Raw genomic sequence first — 15,474 nt, forward strand, 5'->3', positions numbered from 1 at the left:
GCAAAACAGGCTTGAAGCATGGAATTGCGTGCAGATCTGCTGATTGTCGGCGCCGGTATGGTCGGCAGCGCCCTGGCGCTGGCGTTGCAAGGCAGCGGCTTGCAAGTGTTGCTGCTCGACGGCAGCCCGCTGAGCGTCAAACCCTTCGATTCCCAGGGCTCGTTCGAGCCTCGGGTCAGCGCCTTGTCAACGGCCAGCCAGCGAATCCTCGAGCGCCTGGGCGTCTGGGAGGGTATCACCGCCCGACGCGCCAGCCCTTACACCGATATGCACGTCTGGGACGGCAGCGGCACTGGGCAGATCCATTTTTCGGCCGCCAGCTTGCATGCCGAGGCGCTGGGGCACATCGTTGAAAACCGTGTCGTACAGGATGCGTTGCTGGATCGATTGCATGACTGTGACCTCGGCCTGCTGGCCAATGCACGACTGGAGCAGATGCGCCGTTCCGGCGATGACTGGCTGCTGACCCTGGCCGACGGCCGCACGTTGCGGGCGCCTTTGGTCATCGCCGCCGACGGGGCGAATTCCGCCGTGCGCCGCCTGACGGGCGTCGCCACGCGGGAATGGGATTACCTGCACCATGCCATCGTTACCAGCGTGCGCTGCGCCCGACCGCATCGAATGACCGCATGGCAGCGCTTCACCGACAACGGCCCGCTGGCGTTCCTGCCACTGGAACGCGACGGCCAGCACGATTGGTGCTCGATCGTCTGGTCCATCACCCCAGGCGAGGCCCAGCGCCTGATGGCCCTCGATGACGCTGCGTTCTGCAATGAGTTGGAGCGGGCTTTCGAGGGCCAGCTCGGCCCTGTTTTGAGTGCCGACCCGCGCCTGTGCGTGCCGCTGCGCCAACGTCATGCCAAGCGCTACGTGGCCGAAGGGCTGGCGCTGATCGGCGATGCGGCGCACACGATTCATCCGCTGGCCGGGCAAGGGGTGAACCTCGGGTTCCTCGACGCCGCCGTGCTGGCCGAAGTGCTGTTGCAGGCAGCCGGACGGGGCGAGCGGTTGGCGGATGTGAAAGTGTTGAGCCGCTACGAGCGCCGACGCATGCCCCATAACCTGGCGTTGATGGCGGCGATGGAAGGTTTCGAGCGCTTGTTCCAGGCCGATCCGCTGCCGGTTCGCTGGCTGCGCAATACCGGCTTGAAACTGGTCGACCGCATGCCCGAGGCCAAGGCGCTGTTCGTGCGTGAGGCGCTGGGGCTGATCGGGGATTTGCCTGAGTTGGCCAAGGCCTGATTGGAGCTGATGGGGCAGGAACGGCCACCCCAGTTCCTTGCGTGCAACATTTGGAAATGTGTCCGCCCACTGTTCGATTGAGATGCCAAATGTGAGTCCTTATCATTTGCGCATTCCACAAATCGAGAGACCCCTTCCATGTCGGCACCCAAGCGCCTGCTGTCCGCCCTCGTCTTGACCCTGATCGGCTCTACTGCTGTCCAGGCCGCCGATGAGGTGGTGGTCTACTCCTCCCGTATCGACGAGCTGATCAAGCCGGTCTTCGATGCCTACACCAAGAAGACCGGCGTGGCGGTGAAGTTCATCACCGACAAGGAAGCGCCGTTGATGCAACGTATCAAGGCCGAAGGTGAAAACGCCACGGCCGACCTGCTGCTCACCGTCGACGCCGGCAACCTCTGGCAGGCCGAGCAGATGGGCATCCTCCAGCCGTTCACCTCCCCGCTGATCGATGCCAACATCCCGGCTCAATACCGCGCCGCCTCCCACGCCTGGACCGGCTTGAGCCTGCGGGCACGGACCATTGCCTATTCCACCGACCGGGTGAAGCCGGGTGAACTGACCACTTATGAAGCATTGGCTGGCAAAGAATGGGAAGGCCGCCTGTGCCTGCGGACCTCGAAGAAGGTCTATAACCAGTCCTTGACCGCTACCCTGATCGAAACCCACGGGGCGGAAAAAACCGAGGAAATCCTCAAGGGTTGGGTGCGCAACCTGTCCACCGACGTGTTCTCCGACGACACCGCGTTGCTGGAGGCCATCAATGCCGGGCAGTGCGACGTCGGCATCGTAAACACTTACTACTATGGCCGCCTGCACCAGCAGAAGCCGGACCTGAAGGTGAAACTGTTCTGGCCGAACCAGGCTGACCGCGGCGTGCACATCAACCTCTCGGGCATTGGCTTGACCAAGCATGCACCGCACCCGGACGCCGCGAAAAAATTGGTGGAGTGGATGACCACGCCGGAGGCGCAAAGCATCTTCGCCGATGTGAACCAGGAATTCCCAGCCAACCCGAAGGTCGAGCCGTCCAAGGAAGTGGCTGCCTGGGGCAAATTCAAGGCCGATACGCTGCCGGTGGAAGTCGCGGGTAAACGCCAGGCCGAAGCGATTCGCATGATGGATCGCGCTGGCTGGAACTGATCGGCCTGGGTGTGCGTCTGTGGCGAGGGAGCTTTCCCTCGCTGGAGGGCGAAGCCGTCCCGGAAGATCTGCCGGGATCTACCTGACGGGTCATGATTCAGAATCGGGGGGCTACTTCGTAGCCCAACGGGAGCAAGCTCCCTCGCCACATGGGTAATTGTCAGCAATGACAACTGCGCACCTGTAGCGTGGGCATCATCACTTGAACGAGCGTTCTCCTTGACCCACCCCGTCCAACGCCGCTGGTATCCCCTGGTCTTCGCCGTCGCGGCGCTGGTCCTGCTGCCCCTGAGTGTCCTGTTGTTATCCTGGCAGAGCATCGACGTGCAAATCTGGTCCCACTTGTGGGAAACCCAAATGCCACGTCTGCTGGGGAACACCCTCACGCTGATCCTGGGCGTGGGTGTCGGTGTGACAGTGCTAGGGGTCAGCCTGGCTTGGCTCACCAGCCTTTGCGAGTTCCCCGGTCGACGGTGGCTCGACTGGGCGTTGATGCTGCCTTTTGCGATACCCGCTTACGTATTGGCGTTTGTCTTCGTTGGCCTGCTGGATTTTGCCGGCCCGGTGCAAACGTTGCTGCGCGAATGGTTCGGCAGCGGCCTGCGCCTGCCCCGGGTCCGTTCCACCGGTGGCGTGATCCTGGTGCTGGTGCTGGTCTTTTACCCTTACGTCTACTTGCTGGCACGAAGCGCTTTCCTCGCCCAAGGCAAGGGGTTGATGGAAGCGGCCCGGGCGCTCGGGCAAACGCCTTGGCAGGCGTTCTGGCGAGTGGCGCTGCCGATGGCGCGGCCGGCCATCGGCGCGGGCGTGGCGCTGGCGCTGATGGAGACCCTGGCGGATTTCGGCGCGGTGTCGGTATTCAATTTCGATACCTTCACCACCGCCATCTATAAGACCTGGTACGGCTTCTTCAGCCTCTCCAGTGCCGCCCAACTGGCCAGCCTGTTGCTGCTGGCGGTGATGATTGTGCTTTACGGCGAGCGCCGGGCACGCGGCGCCCATCGGGCAGGCAACGAGCGGCCGCGGATCAAGGCGCTGTATGCGCTGCGCGGATTCAAGGCCGCAGCGGCCAGCGGCTGGTGCTTGCTGGTGTTCGCCTGTGCGTTTGTCATCCCGGTACTGCAACTGGTGGTGTGGTTCTGGCAGCGTGGTCGTTTCGACCTGGATGAGCGTTATGCCGGGCTGATCGTCCATACCCTCTACCTTGGTGCCCTGGCTGCGCTGATCACGGTCTGTGTCGCCTTGCTGCTGGCTTTTGCCCGGCGCCTGGCGCCGACCCGTTCCATTCGCGCGGGCGTCGGCCTGGCGAACCTGGGTTATGCATTGCCCGGCTCGGTGCTGGCGGTGTCGATCATGCTTGCGTTCAGCTATCTGGATCGCGAATGGGTCATCCCGCTGTCGACTTTGCTTGGCGGTGCCGGCAAACCACTGCTGCTGGGCAGCCTTTCGGCGCTATTGCTCGCCTATCTGGTGCGCTTCCTGGCCGTGGCCTACGGGCCGCTGGAAAGCAGCCTGGCGCGCATTCGCCCCTCGCTGCCAGAAGCCGCACGCAGCCTGGGGATCAGCGGGCCGCAGCTGTTTTTCAGGGTGTATTTGCCATTATTGTTGCCCGGCACCTTGAGCGCGGCGTTGCTGGTGTTCGTCGATGTGCTCAAGGAAATGCCGGCAACGCTGCTGATGCGCCCGTTCGGCTGGGATACGCTGGCAGTGCGGGTATTTGAAATGACCAGCGAAGGGGAGTGGGCCCGGGCCGCACTGCCAGCGTTGACCCTGGTACTGGTGGGCTTGCTGCCGGTCATCGGATTGATACGACGTTCGGCCCATCGAAACAGCTAGAGGAGGTTCTTAATGACTATCCCCTGCGGCGACCAAATTAATTGCACGCGCCCGTAGGTGCCAGTCCTACATCATGCGGCTACAATGCGCGGCATTCGGTGCGGTCCGTCCGTCGGGCCGGGTGACTGAGAATGGCGCAAGATGCTTATTCCAAGGCATTGCGCTGAGTCCCTGTCCGCACCTTCGCCAAGCCCGGAAGGAGAAACCCATGGGACAGCGTACGCCTCTGTATGACCTTCATCTCGCCCTCGGCGCGAAGATGGTCGATTTTGGCGGTTGGGATATGCCCTTGCATTACGGCTCGCAGGTCGAAGAGCACCATCAGGTGCGTCGCGACTGCGGTGTGTTCGATGTATCCCACATGACCGTGATCGACGTTGCGGGGCCCCAGGCCAAGGTCTGGCTGCAGCGTTTGCTGGCCAACGACGTCGAGCGTTTGCAGGACACTGGACGTGCCTTGTACAGCACGATGCTCAATGAGCGGGGTGGCATCGTCGACGATATGATCATTTATCGGGTCGAGAGCGGCTATCGGCTGGTCTTCAACGCGTCGACCCGTGACCAGGACCTGGCCTGGATGCAGGCGCAGCTTGGTGCCTACGACGTGCAACTGCATGAGCGCGCCGAGTTGGCGATGCTGGCAATCCAAGGGCCCCAGGCCCGGCAGAAAATCGCCGAATTGGTCTCGCAGCCGCGCGGCCAGTTGATCCAGCAACTCAAGCCTTTCGAAGGCCGCGCCGACGGCGAGTGGTTCATCGCCCGTACCGGCTATACAGGCGAAGACGGCCTGGAAATTGTCCTGCCTGCCCATGAAGCGCCGAGTTTTTTCAACGACCTGGTAGGCGCGGGCATTTCGCCCATTGGCTTGGGCGCCCGCGACACCTTGCGCCTGGAGGCTGGTATGAACCTTTATGGCCAGGACATCCACCAGGACGTTTCGCCGTTGGCCTCGAACATGGCCTGGAGTATCGCCTGGGAACCGGCGAGTCGTCAGTTCATCGGACGCAGCGCGTTGGAAGCGGAGCTTGCCGGCGGTGTGCAGCACAAACTGGTCGGACTGGTATTGGAAGAACGGGGCGTTTTGCGCGCCCATCAGGTGGTTCGCATCGCCAATGTTGGCGAAGGGGAGATCACCAGTGGTAGTTTTTCTCCTACGCTTAGCAAGTCGATTGCCCTGGCACGTGTTCCGATGGCTACCGCCGATCGTGCCGAGGTGGAAATTCGTGGCAAATGGTATCCGGTACGGGTGGTCAAGCCGACCTTCGTCCGCCATGGCAAAACCTTGATCTAACCTTTTTGCGGCGGGCCGCTGGCCGCTGACACTTTATCTTGAGGACACAGAATATGAGTGATATCCCTGCCGAACTGCGTTTTGCCGAAAGCCATGAGTGGGCAAAGCAAGAGGGCGATCTGATCGTTGTAGGCATTTCCGACCACGCGCAGGAAGCGCTGGGTGACGTGGTTTTTGTCGAACTGCCGGAGCTTGGCAAGGTGTTTGCGGCAGGTGACGCTGCGGGCGTGGTGGAATCGGTGAAGGCAGCCTCGGATATCTACTCGCCGGTGGCGGGTGAAGTGGTTGAAGTCAACGAAGCCCTGAGCGGTGAGCCTGAGGCGTTGAACAATGCGCCCTACACGTCTTGGATCTTCAAGGTGAAACCCTCCAATGCCGGGGCTGATCTGGACAAGCTGCTCGACGCGGCAGGCTACAAGGCTGCTATCGGCGAATAGCCGGCGAACCTGTGGGGGATCTTAAGCAGGCAAAAAAATGCCGCTCAATCGAGCGGCATTTTTCATGGTCTGGGAATCAGTCCTGGGCGACGGCGTTTTTCGCCAGGATGGCGTTGGCCAACTCCATGTCGGTGGCCTGCAGGCCCGGGTTGTCGGCACGGACTTTCTGCATCGCAGCTTCCAGGTAGGGGCCACGAATGCTGCCATCGCTGGCGACGAAGCTGCCGGCATCGTCCTGGGCGGCAACGATCAGCTTGTGATCCTTGAAGGTCAGGTAGGTAGAACCGGTGGTCGCACCGGATGAGATGACGTTACGCCAAAACGTGTCAGCCATTGCCGAGCCAACAGGAAGAGACAGCAAGGCTAGGGTAGCGACAGCAAGTTTGAGACGCATGATAGGTGACTCCACTGGGTTAACTATAGGTTTTGAGCGCCGGCACCCAGTTCAGTTCCGTGACCCTTCAGTCATACCGCTCCACCTGCAGGATCGCTCCATCCTGTGCCACTACCCTGACGCGAACGCCAACGGGTGATTCCGGACCCTTGACCAGCCATACCCCGTCGGCCACCTTGATTTTTCCCCGCCCGTCGACAATCGCTTCGTGCACCTGGAAGGTTTTGCCGATCAGCTCCTGGCCCCGAAGGTTCAGGTGCGGCTGATCGCTTTCGCGAACTGCGCTGCGCTGGCGACGCCACCAATACAATGCTGTCGCGATGGCGAACAGGCCGAACAGCAGGAACTGCAGCTCCCAGGAAAGCTGCGGGACGACGAAGAGCAAGGCGGCGACCGCTGCTGCGGCCATGCCGATCCAGAGCAAATATCCACCGGCACCGAACACCTCCAGGATCAACAGGATGACGCCCAGTGCCAGCCAGTCCCAATACGACAGGTTTTGCAGAAAAGCCCACATGTGCGTGCCTCAGATCTTCTTGGTGTCAAAAGTGGCCTTGACGATCTCGCCGATGCCACCGACCGCACCGATCACCTGGCTGGCCTCCAACGGCATCAGGATTACCTTGCTGTTATTGGCCGAAGCCAGGCGGCCGAGGGCGTCGATGTATTTCTGGGCGACGAAATAATTGACCGCCTGAACGTTGCCGTCGGCAATCGCCTGGGACACCACCTGGGTGGCCAGGGCTTCGGCTTGTGCCTGGCGCTCGCGGGCCTCGGACTCGAGGAACGCGGCCTGACGGCTGCCCTCCGCTTCGAGGATCTGTGCCTGTTTTTTGCCTTCGGCGGTCAGAATCGCCGAGGCGCGCAGGCCTTCGGCTTCCAGGATCTGGGCACGCTTGATTCGTTCGGCCTTCATCTGTCCCGACATGGCCGCCATCAGGTCCGCCGGCGGGCTGATGTCCTTGATCTCGATCCGGGTGATCTTGATACCCCAAGGCGCCGTAGCTTCGTCCACCGTGCGCAGCAGCTTTTCATTGATGCCGTCACGCTGGCTCAACATCGCGTCCAGCTCCATGGAGCCGAGCACGGTGCGGATATTGGTTTGCAGCAGGTTCCGGATGGCATGTTCGAGGTTGTTGACCTCGTAGGCGGCCTGGGCCGTGTTGACCACTTGGAAAAAGCACACCGCGTCGATCTGCACCGTGGCGTTGTCTGCGGTGATGACTTCCTGGGGTGGGATGTCCAGTACGCTTTCCATGACGTTTATCTTGCGGCCGATACGGTCCATGACGGGGATGATGATGTTCAGGCCGGGCTTGAGCGTGTTGGTGTAGCGCCCGAATCGTTCGACCGTCCATTGGTAACCCTGGGGGACGACTTTGAAGCCCATGAACAGGACGGCCAACACCAGCCCTATGAAAAGTAGAAGTACGCTGCCGATCTGCATGACGGTTCCTTGTTCCAATGAGATGACTCGGGAAACCTCAGTGTAGGGCACCCGGCCACTATCCTCGTCACGGAACCGTCTGGTTTGTGCGTGGGAGGTTTCGTCTCCCAGGCGCCGCCATGGGCTATTTCTGTTCGCTTTGAGGTGTCACGCGCAACACTTCCTCCACCGTTGTCAGCCCGGCGGCGACTTTCTGCGCGCCGGACAGCCGCAGGCTGCGCATGCCCTCCTTGAACGCCTGGCGGCGCACCGCCAACAGATCGGTGTCCGGGTGGATCAAGGCCTTGACGCTGTCGCCCAGTTGCATGATTTCGTAGACGCCGGCGCGGCCGCGATAACCGGTATCACGGCACTCCGAACAACCGACGGCCCGTTGAGCGTTGCTTGGCAATGGCGCCTGCCACGGCCGTGTGAGGGTTTGCCAATCATCCTCGTCAAGGGTCAGGGGCGCCTTGCAATGCGGGCACAGCGTGCGGACCAGGCGCTGGGCCATGACCCCCAGCACGGTGGCCTTGATCAGATAATGAGGCACGCCTAGTTCCAGTAGGCGACTGATCGCACTCGGCGCATCGTTGGTGTGCAGGGTTGAAAGGACCAAGTGTCCGGTGAGCGCGGCCTGGATCGCCATTTCGGCGGTTTCCAGGTCGCGGATCTCACCGATCATGATGATGTCCGGGTCTTGTCGCATCAGCGCCCGCACCCCGGCGGCGAAGGTCAGGTCGATGTTGTGCTGGACCTGCATCTGGTTGAAGGATGCCTCGACCATCTCGATCGGGTCCTCGATGGTGCAGAGGTTCACCTCCGGCGTCGCCAGTTTCTTGAGGGTGGTGTAGAGGGTGGTGGTCTTGCCCGAACCAGTAGGGCCGGTCACCAGGATGATGCCGTTGGGCTGGCGGGTCATGTCCTGCCAGCGGCGCAGGTCGTCGGCAGAGAAGCCAAGCTGGTCGAAATCCTTGAGCAGCACTTCCGGGTCGAAGATCCGCATGACCATTTTTTCGCCGAACGCCGTCGGCAAGGTCGACAGGCGCAATTCCACCTCGCCGCCGTCCGGGGTCTTGGTCTTGACCCGGCCGTCCTGGGGTTTGCGTTTTTCCGCGACGTTCATCCGCCCCAGGCTCTTGAGCCGGCTGATGATGGCCATGGTTACCTGCGGTGGGAACTGATAGACGGTGTGCAGCACCCCGTCGATGCGAAACCGCACGGTGCCCTGTTCGCGGCGCGGTTCGATGTGGATATCGCTGGCCCGCTGCTGGAATGCGTACTGGAACAGCCAATCGACGATGTTGACGATGTGCGCGTCGTTGGCGTCCGGCTCCTGGTCGCTGGCGCCCAGGTTGAGCAACTGCTCGAAATTGCTCAGGTTGCTGGGCTGCTGGTCGACCGTCGTGGCGCCGCTGACCGACTTGGCCAGGCGATAGAACTCCACGCTCAGGCGTTGGATGTCCACCGGATTGGCCACCACCCGCTTGACCGGCAGCTTGAGCACGTGGGTCAGGTCGGCTTCCCAACTGCTGACGTAGGGTTGGGCGCTGGCCACGGTCACGGCGTCGCGATCAACGGCCACCGCGAGAATCTTGTGGCGCTGGGCAAAGGCATAGGACATGAGGGGCGTCACGGCCGCCACGTTGATTTTCAGCGGGTCGATGCGCATGTAGGGCTGGCCGGCCTGCTGGGACAGCCACAGCGTCAGGTTTTCCAGGTCCAGGCGCTTGCCAGGGCGGCTGAGGTCGTCCAGGTGCTGGTTGGCAATGAACTCCAGCGGGTGTTGTTCGCTCTTGGCGTTGTGGCGCCGACGGGCATTGAGGGCGGTTTCGGCTGAATCCTGACTGATCAGGCCTTGGGCGACCAATTGGCGCAGCAGATCGTTGAGGTCCAGCCAGCGGTCCTGAGTGGCGTGTTTGGTGGACATGCGGGTTCCTATTGGACAATTGCAGCAAAGCCGCGATACAGACGCCTCGGCGTCTTCGCTCGGTCTGCAAAAGAATAGTCCCGACCCGATAGACCGTTGGGCCACTACCCGACCAATGCGTTACGAATTCTTGCTCCTCACCCCTCAGCCCGCCGCCTGGATCGCCCCAACCCGCGCAATATCAGCGTCTTGCAGATCTACCGAGTACACGCTGATCAGGTTACGTAATTTTTCCGCAATCACCTGGGCGCGATGCCAGCTCAGCCCGTCCATGACGATGTCCATCGACAGCAGGTCGCCTTGGCGCTCGACGCGCACCTGACTCGGCGTCAGGCCTTGCAAGGCAAACAGGTTCAATGCCCGGCACAGGAGGTCTGGCTCGGCTTCAGCCTGCACTTGGTACTGCACGCTGCAATGAGCATTGGTCGCATTCCATACGTCGGCGCGAGTCGGGGCAGTGGCAACGGCTTCAAGTGGGGGCATGTACGGTCTCCTTGGGCTTGGGAGAAATATTTACATGCGTCGACGGATATTTCTTATCTAAGATGAGCGTTCTTGGCGATATTTCGAATCGTCTAATTCGTCACATCATTCATTTTGGGTTTACTTATGCAAAGCGAGCTGGATAGCTACGACCGCAGGATTCTGGCGCTGCTGCAAGAGGACGCTTCGCTGTCCAGCGCGCAGATTGCCGAGCAGGTGGGCTTGTCCCAATCGCCATGCTGGCGTCGGATCCAGCGGATGAAGGAGGAAGGGATCATTCGCGGCCAGGTGACGCTGCTCGATCGCAAGAAGATCGGCCTCAACACGCAGATCTTCGCCGAAGTAAAACTCAATGCCCATGGGCGTTCGAACTTCACCGAATTCACCGAGGCGATTCGCGGCTTTCCCGAAGTACTGGAGTGTTACGTGCTGATGGGGTCGGTGGATTTCCTGCTGCGCATCGTCACGGCGGACATCGAGGCCTATGAGCGATTCTTCTTCGAAAAGCTGTCGATGGTGCCGGGGATCCAGGAAGTGAACTCGATCGTGGCGCTGTCGGAGATCAAGTCCACGACGAGCTTGCCGGTGCTGCGATAGTTTGATCTGAGATGAAAGTGGCGGCCCCTTCGCGAGCAAGCCCGCTCCCACACTGGATCTGCGCCGTACACGCTTTTTGTGTTCACTGGAGATCCAATGTGGGAGCGGGCTTGCTCGCGAAGGCGATATGAAAGGCGCCGCAGATATCTCGGTTACAGGCGCAACAAAGTCTTCCAGGCCCGATTCTGATACACCGCAATCGCCTGCTGCTTGCGCGCATCCAGTGCTTCGTCGGTGATCGGCTCATTGGCCAGTTGTGCCAGTTTGTTCAGCTCGCCGTAGAGGCGATCCATTTCCGGGATTTCCAGCACATGGCGGGCGTGGTGCAGCCAGGCCCGGATACGCTCGATGCGTGGCAGTTGTTCGGCGAGGTCTTCTGGCTGCTGTTGGTAGCGTTGCAGTTGCAGGGACGAGGATTCTTCGCCCAGCAGGCGCGGCAGCCAGCTGCCCAGTTGCGCTGCGCCCTGGCGGTTGCCACGGGTGTTGCGCTCGGCGGCCCAGGTGCGGGCCAGCAGCCAGCGCGAGGTGGTGAGGGAGAACAGGCCCCAGCGCGGATCCTGCAGCTCTTCCAGGAACTGTTCCGGTGCGGCTTTGCGCACGTCTTCGTCATCCAGGCCGGCTTGGACCAACGGGCGCCAGTCTTCCAGCAGTGCGTCCAGCGCCACGCGCAAGTCGTGGGTCGATTGGCGCGGTGCGGCCTGGCCAAGGCTGCTGAGCAGGGCCCGCAGTTCGACAAGGATTTCCACCCAGTCCTGCAACAGGCGCCAGTGACCATTAAAGCGATATTGCTCGGCCAAGCGCTGGCTGCTGCCCAGCAAATGCCAGCTCAGCGCGGCGAAGGCGTCATCCAGCGGCGTTTCGGCGGTCAGTTGCGGTGCCGGCAGGCTCAGCGCATAGCTGCCCGCGTCGTGCAGGCGATAGCCACGTTCGGCCTTGCTGATGTCGCAGGGCATCAAGGGCAGCGTCGCGGCCAACTCGGCGGCCAGTTCCAGCAGGGCGGCGGGCTCGCCTTCGCGCAGCTCCAACTCCAGCTCGCAGATTTCTTCCTTCTGCTTGCCGACCACCACATGGCCCAGGTCCAGCGCGGCTTCGATGACCACCTTGCTCTTGCCACGGCCCCAAGCGATTTCCGCGCGTTCGCGGACGAAATCCGTGGTGAAAATGGCCTTGAGGGTCTTCTTGTCCAGTTCGGCCAAGGCCTCGGGCCAGCATTCGCCGTCGAGTTTTTTCAGGTCAAGCTTGGCCTTGGGCAGGTGCCAATCGTATTCGTTGCGCTCGGACAGGCCGGCGATGCTCTGACCTCGGGTCTTGAGGGTCTGGATCACCTCTTCGCCGTCGCGACGCAAGCGCAAGGCGACCTTGGCCTGGGCCAGGTCGCGCTCCGGCGTGTCGAAGTACTGGTTCATCAGCTCATGGCGTTCCCAGCCACTTTTGTTGCGTTTTTTCAGCAGCGGGTGCTCGCGCAGGGCTGCCAGGGTCTCGCGGCTGACGCGGAGTTTGATTTCGGTTTCTTTCTGCATGGCCGGAAAATCCAGGGATCGGGTGCGCAGCCGGGGAAAGGTGTGGCTGCCAAGGCCGTGCAGTGTACAGGACTCGGTCGTCCTACGCGCCGCGGCGGTTTCTTCCTGGCGCCGGATGGTTCTATGATGAACGCCAATTTGTAAGCCCGGAGCCAGCGATGCCTTTGCCATCCATGAAAGATCAGTTCGCTGCCCTGATCGCCGCGCCTTCGGTCAGTTGTACCCAGCCTGGCTTGGACCAGTCCAACAGCGCCGTGATCGAACTGTTGGCGGGCTGGCTCGGCGACCTTGGGTTTACCTGCGATATCCAGCCAGTCAGCCCCGGCAAGTTCAACCTGCTGGCCAGCTTCGGCAGTGGCCCAGGGGGCCTGGTGCTGGCCGGCCACAGCGACACGGTGCCATACGACGGTGCGTTGTGGCAGACCGATCCGCTGAAGCTTACGGAGGTCGATGGCCGCTGGGTGGGCCTGGGCAGCTGCGACATGAAGGGTTTTTTCGCCCTGGCCATCGAAGCGGTCAAGCCGCTGCTGGACCAGCCGTTCCATCAGCCCCTGCTGATTCTTGCTACTTGCGATGAAGAAAGCTCCATGGCCGGCGCCCGGGCCCTGGCCGATGCCGGGCGTCCACTGGGGCGGGCGGCCATCATCGGCGAGCCGACCGGCCTGCGGCCGATTCGCCTGCACAAGGGCGTGATGATGGAGCGCATCGACATCCTCGGGCGCAGCGGCCATTCCTCGGATCCGAGCCTGGGCCACAGCGCCCTGGAAGCCATGCACGACGCCATGGGCGAACTGCGTGGCCTGCGCCTGCAATGGCAGCGCGAATTCCGTAACCCGCAGTTCACGGTGCCGCAACCGACCCTGAACTTTGGTTGCATTCACGGCGGCGACAATCCCAACCGGATCTGTGGCCAGTGCTCCATGGAATTCGACCTGCGGCCCTTGCCGGGCATGGACCCGCAAGTGCTGCGGGCGGCGATCCAGCAGAAGCTCGACCCCATCGCCGAGCGACACAAGGTCAAGATCGACTATGCGCCGCTGTTCCCCGAGGTGCCGCCGTTCGAGCAGGTCGAGGACTGCGAACTGGTGCGCGTGGCCGAACGGCTCACCGGCTACCGTGCCGAAGCAGTGGCGTTTGGCACCGAAGCGCCTTATCTTCAGCGCCTTGGCTGCGAAACCCTGGTACTCGGCCCTGGCGATATTGCCTGTGCCCACCAGCCGGGCGAGTACCTCGAAATGTCACGTTTGCAACCTACCGTACAGCTGTTGCGGCAGTTGATTGGTCATTACTGCCTGACGCCGGCCACTGCCGGCTAAATTGCCCCCGTCCGGGCCCGTATTCATGAGGAGAGCGCGCGTGTCGCCAAGCCTGTTCCGACGATAACCATCAGCCCGCTGTGCGTTCTGTCTTCGTCTTTTTTCGGCTGTTAATTATTACAGGCCCAGGTTCATGCCCGAATACGTCAATTGGCTTCGTCACGCTTCGCCCTATATCAATGCCCACCGCGATTGCACTTTCATCGTCATGCTGCCCGGCGACGGGGTGGAGCACCCGAATTTCGGCAACATCGTCCATGACCTGGTGTTGCTGCACAGCCTCGGCGTGCGCCTGGTGCTGGTCCATGGCTCGCGCCCGCAGATCGAGACCCGCCTCGCGGCACGTGGCCTGACGCCCCATTACCACCACGGCATGCGCATTACCGATGCCGCGACCCTGGAGTGCGTGATCGACGCTGTCGGCCAGTTGCGCATCGCCATCGAGGCGCGCCTGTCCATGGACATGGCGTCCTCGCCCATGCAGGGCTCGCGTCTGCGGGTCGCCAGCGGCAACCTGGTCACTGCCCGGCCCATCGGCGTGCTGGAAGGGGTGGATTACCACCACACCGGCGAAGTACGGCGGGTCGACCGCAAGGGCATCAACCGCTTGCTGGACGAGCGCTCCATCGTGCTGCTGTCGCCGCTGGGCTATTCGCCCACGGGGGAGATTTTCAACCTTGCCTGTGAGGACGTTGCCACCCGCGCTGCCATCGACCTGGCAGCCGACAAGCTGTTGCTGTTCGGCACCGAACAAGGGTTGATCGGCGAGGATGGCAGGCTGGTGCGTGAGTTGCGTCCGCAACAGGTCCCGGCCCATATAAAGCGCCTGGGCAGCGACTATCAGGCCGAATTGCTGGATGCGGCGGCCCAGGCATGCCGTGGCGGTGTGGCTCGCAGCCATATCGTCAGCTACGTCGAGGATGGTGCGCTGCTGGCCGAGCTGTTCACCCGGGACGGTAGCGGTACGCTGGTGGCCCAGGAACAATTCGAGGTGGTGCGCGAAGCGGCCATCGAAGACGTCGGCGGCTTGCTGGACCTGATCAGCCCGCTGGAAGAGCAGGGGATCCTGGTGCGTCGCTCCCGCGAAGTACTGGAGCGCGAGATCGAGCAGTTCAGCGTGGTCGAGCGCGAAGGCATGATCATCGCTTGTGCGGCGCTGTACCAGATCGCCGATTCGGACGCCGGGGAGCTGGCCTGCCTGGCGGTGAACCCGGAGTACCGCCACGGTGGCCGGGGCGATGAGTTGCTGGAGCGAATCGAGACCCGCGCCCGCGCCAAGGGGCTCAAGACCTTGTTCGTGCTCACCACCCGTACCGCCCACTGGTTCCGCGAGCGGGGCTTTGAACCCAGCAGCGTCGACCGGCTGCCGGCGGCGCGGGCGTCGCTCTATAACTACCAGCGCAATTCGAAAATTTTCGAAAAAGCCCTTTAGCAGCGGCTGTGTAGAACTGTCGCAGGCCGCCTCTTGTTGATTTCAGACAATGATTTGTCTGACGCAAAGCCATCAAGATCGCGGCCTGGGGGGACGGTGCTGTGCGCAGAGATACGGCGATTGAAGGGCGGCGAGACAGGCCCGGGCGCTCGGCATATCGCCCTGGCAGAGGTTCTCCGACAAACAGCCATTCAGTAATCTGCCGCCAGGCCGATACGCCGGGTCACGGTTGACGAAGCTCGAATGGCGTCTATATTTCCAAACGGGCTGAAAACTGATGAAACAATTCTTTTTAGATTTATAGAGAATCCATTATTCTGCGGGCCGGTGTAGTGGGGGTTAGACCATAGTCGTAGTCATAAATGGTTACGATTGACTTGTCGGTCACGGTCTGGCGCTAATCGCGCATCCGCGGATTCCGGGCATT

At 61.9% G+C, this 15,474-nt stretch carries 14 protein-coding genes; 8 read left to right on the forward strand and 6 right to left on the reverse strand.

The genetic code is table 11. The features are described from left to right. Window positions 1-24: 24 nt before the first annotated feature. The 5 genes from AD663_RS01400 (at window position 25) to gcvH (ending at window position 5,949) form a co-directional block, all read left to right on the forward strand. Window positions 25-1,242, forward strand: coding sequence for a 2-octaprenyl-3-methyl-6-methoxy-1,4-benzoquinol hydroxylase (locus AD663_RS01400; RefSeq protein WP_172680573.1), 1,218 nt, complete (start codon window positions 25-27; stop codon window positions 1,240-1,242). A 138-nt stretch (window positions 1,243-1,380) separates the two neighbouring features. Beyond that, window positions 1,381-2,385: an extracellular solute-binding protein gene (locus AD663_RS01405; RefSeq protein ID WP_003177370.1), complete on the forward strand. Its 1,005-nt coding sequence runs from the start codon at window positions 1,381-1,383 to the stop codon at window positions 2,383-2,385. 219 nt (window positions 2,386-2,604) lie between these two features. Further along, window positions 2,605-4,221 carry an iron ABC transporter permease gene (locus AD663_RS01410; RefSeq protein ID WP_003177371.1) on the forward strand — a complete coding sequence of 539 codons (1,617 nt, stop codon included), beginning with the start codon at window positions 2,605-2,607 and terminating at the stop codon, window positions 4,219-4,221. Between the two features lie 208 nt (window positions 4,222-4,429). After that, window positions 4,430-5,512: a glycine cleavage system aminomethyltransferase GcvT gene (gene gcvT / locus AD663_RS01415; protein WP_003177372.1), complete on the forward strand. Its 1,083-nt coding sequence runs from the start codon at window positions 4,430-4,432 to the stop codon at window positions 5,510-5,512. 53 nt (window positions 5,513-5,565) lie between these two features. Further along, window positions 5,566-5,949 carry a glycine cleavage system protein GcvH gene (gene gcvH / locus AD663_RS01420; RefSeq protein ID WP_053213137.1) on the forward strand — a complete coding sequence of 128 codons (384 nt, stop codon included), beginning with the start codon at window positions 5,566-5,568 and terminating at the stop codon, window positions 5,947-5,949. A 76-nt stretch (window positions 5,950-6,025) separates the two neighbouring features. On the opposite strand, the gene AD663_RS01425 is transcribed toward gcvH, so the two are convergent. The 5 genes from AD663_RS01425 to AD663_RS01445 form a co-directional block, all read right to left on the reverse strand. Then, on the reverse strand, window positions 6,026-6,346 hold the full coding sequence (locus tag AD663_RS01425; RefSeq protein WP_172680574.1) for a DUF2388 domain-containing protein: 321 nt from the start codon (window positions 6,344-6,346) through the stop codon (window positions 6,026-6,028). Between the two features lie 64 nt (window positions 6,347-6,410). Beyond that, entirely contained in the window at window positions 6,411-6,860 is a 450-nt protein-coding gene (locus AD663_RS01430; RefSeq protein WP_003177375.1) for an NfeD family protein, read from the reverse strand. A 9-nt stretch (window positions 6,861-6,869) separates the two neighbouring features. Next, the gene (locus AD663_RS01435; protein ID WP_003177376.1) at window positions 6,870-7,790 is read right to left on the reverse strand and encodes an SPFH domain-containing protein; all 921 of its coding nucleotides are present in this window, start codon (window positions 7,788-7,790) and stop codon (window positions 6,870-6,872) included. Window positions 7,791-7,914: 124 nt separating this feature from the next. After that, the gene (locus AD663_RS01440; RefSeq protein ID WP_003177377.1) at window positions 7,915-9,699 is read right to left on the reverse strand and encodes a GspE/PulE family protein; all 1,785 of its coding nucleotides are present in this window, start codon (window positions 9,697-9,699) and stop codon (window positions 7,915-7,917) included. A gap of 144 nt (window positions 9,700-9,843) precedes the next feature. Then, window positions 9,844-10,182 carry a hypothetical protein gene (locus AD663_RS01445; protein WP_053213138.1) on the reverse strand — a complete coding sequence of 113 codons (339 nt, stop codon included), beginning with the start codon at window positions 10,180-10,182 and terminating at the stop codon, window positions 9,844-9,846. Window positions 10,183-10,308: 126 nt separating this feature from the next. On the opposite strand from AD663_RS01445, the gene AD663_RS01450 reads away from it, so the two are divergent. After that, window positions 10,309-10,779: an Lrp/AsnC family transcriptional regulator gene (locus tag AD663_RS01450; RefSeq protein ID WP_053213139.1), complete on the forward strand. Its 471-nt coding sequence runs from the start codon at window positions 10,309-10,311 to the stop codon at window positions 10,777-10,779. Window positions 10,780-10,931: 152 nt separating this feature from the next. On the opposite strand, the gene AD663_RS01455 is transcribed toward AD663_RS01450, so the two are convergent. Further along, window positions 10,932-12,299 carry an inorganic triphosphatase gene (locus AD663_RS01455; protein WP_003177380.1) on the reverse strand — a complete coding sequence of 456 codons (1,368 nt, stop codon included), beginning with the start codon at window positions 12,297-12,299 and terminating at the stop codon, window positions 10,932-10,934. A 158-nt stretch (window positions 12,300-12,457) separates the two neighbouring features. On the opposite strand from AD663_RS01455, the gene argE reads away from it, so the two are divergent. Further along, entirely contained in the window at window positions 12,458-13,615 is a 1,158-nt protein-coding gene (gene argE, locus AD663_RS01460) for an acetylornithine deacetylase (protein ID WP_003177381.1), read from the forward strand. 133 nt (window positions 13,616-13,748) lie between these two features. Then, window positions 13,749-15,047 carry an amino-acid N-acetyltransferase gene (argA, locus tag AD663_RS01465; RefSeq protein WP_003177382.1) on the forward strand — a complete coding sequence of 433 codons (1,299 nt, stop codon included), beginning with the start codon at window positions 13,749-13,751 and terminating at the stop codon, window positions 15,045-15,047. The last annotated feature ends 427 nt before the right edge of the window (window positions 15,048-15,474 follow it).

This window comes from Pseudomonas sp. Q12-87 (assembly GCF_001269755.1).
GTDB lineage: Bacteria > Pseudomonadota > Gammaproteobacteria > Pseudomonadales > Pseudomonadaceae > Aquipseudomonas > Aquipseudomonas fluorescens_S.

Coding starts and splice junctions, on each gene's coding strand:
- AD663_RS01430 (WP_003177375.1), bottom strand. CDS start 6,860: ATGTGGGCTTTTCTGCAAAACCTGTCGTATTGGGACTGGCTGGCACTG.
- AD663_RS01455 (WP_003177380.1), bottom strand. CDS start 12,299: ATGCAGAAAGAAACCGAAATCAAACTCCGCGTCAGCCGCGAGACCCTG.
- argE (WP_003177381.1), top strand. CDS start 12,458: ATGCCTTTGCCATCCATGAAAGATCAGTTCGCTGCCCTGATCGCCGCG.
- AD663_RS01450 (WP_053213139.1), top strand. CDS start 10,309: ATGCAAAGCGAGCTGGATAGCTACGACCGCAGGATTCTGGCGCTGCTG.
- gcvH (WP_053213137.1), top strand. CDS start 5,566: ATGAGTGATATCCCTGCCGAACTGCGTTTTGCCGAAAGCCATGAGTGG.
- AD663_RS01435 (WP_003177376.1), bottom strand. CDS start 7,790: ATGCAGATCGGCAGCGTACTTCTACTTTTCATAGGGCTGGTGTTGGCC.
- AD663_RS01440 (WP_003177377.1), bottom strand. CDS start 9,699: ATGTCCACCAAACACGCCACTCAGGACCGCTGGCTGGACCTCAACGAT.
- AD663_RS01445 (WP_053213138.1), bottom strand. CDS start 10,182: ATGCCCCCACTTGAAGCCGTTGCCACTGCCCCGACTCGCGCCGACGTA.
- gcvT (WP_003177372.1), top strand. CDS start 4,430: ATGGGACAGCGTACGCCTCTGTATGACCTTCATCTCGCCCTCGGCGCG.
- AD663_RS01405 (WP_003177370.1), top strand. CDS start 1,381: ATGTCGGCACCCAAGCGCCTGCTGTCCGCCCTCGTCTTGACCCTGATC.
- argA (WP_003177382.1), top strand. CDS start 13,749: ATGCCCGAATACGTCAATTGGCTTCGTCACGCTTCGCCCTATATCAAT.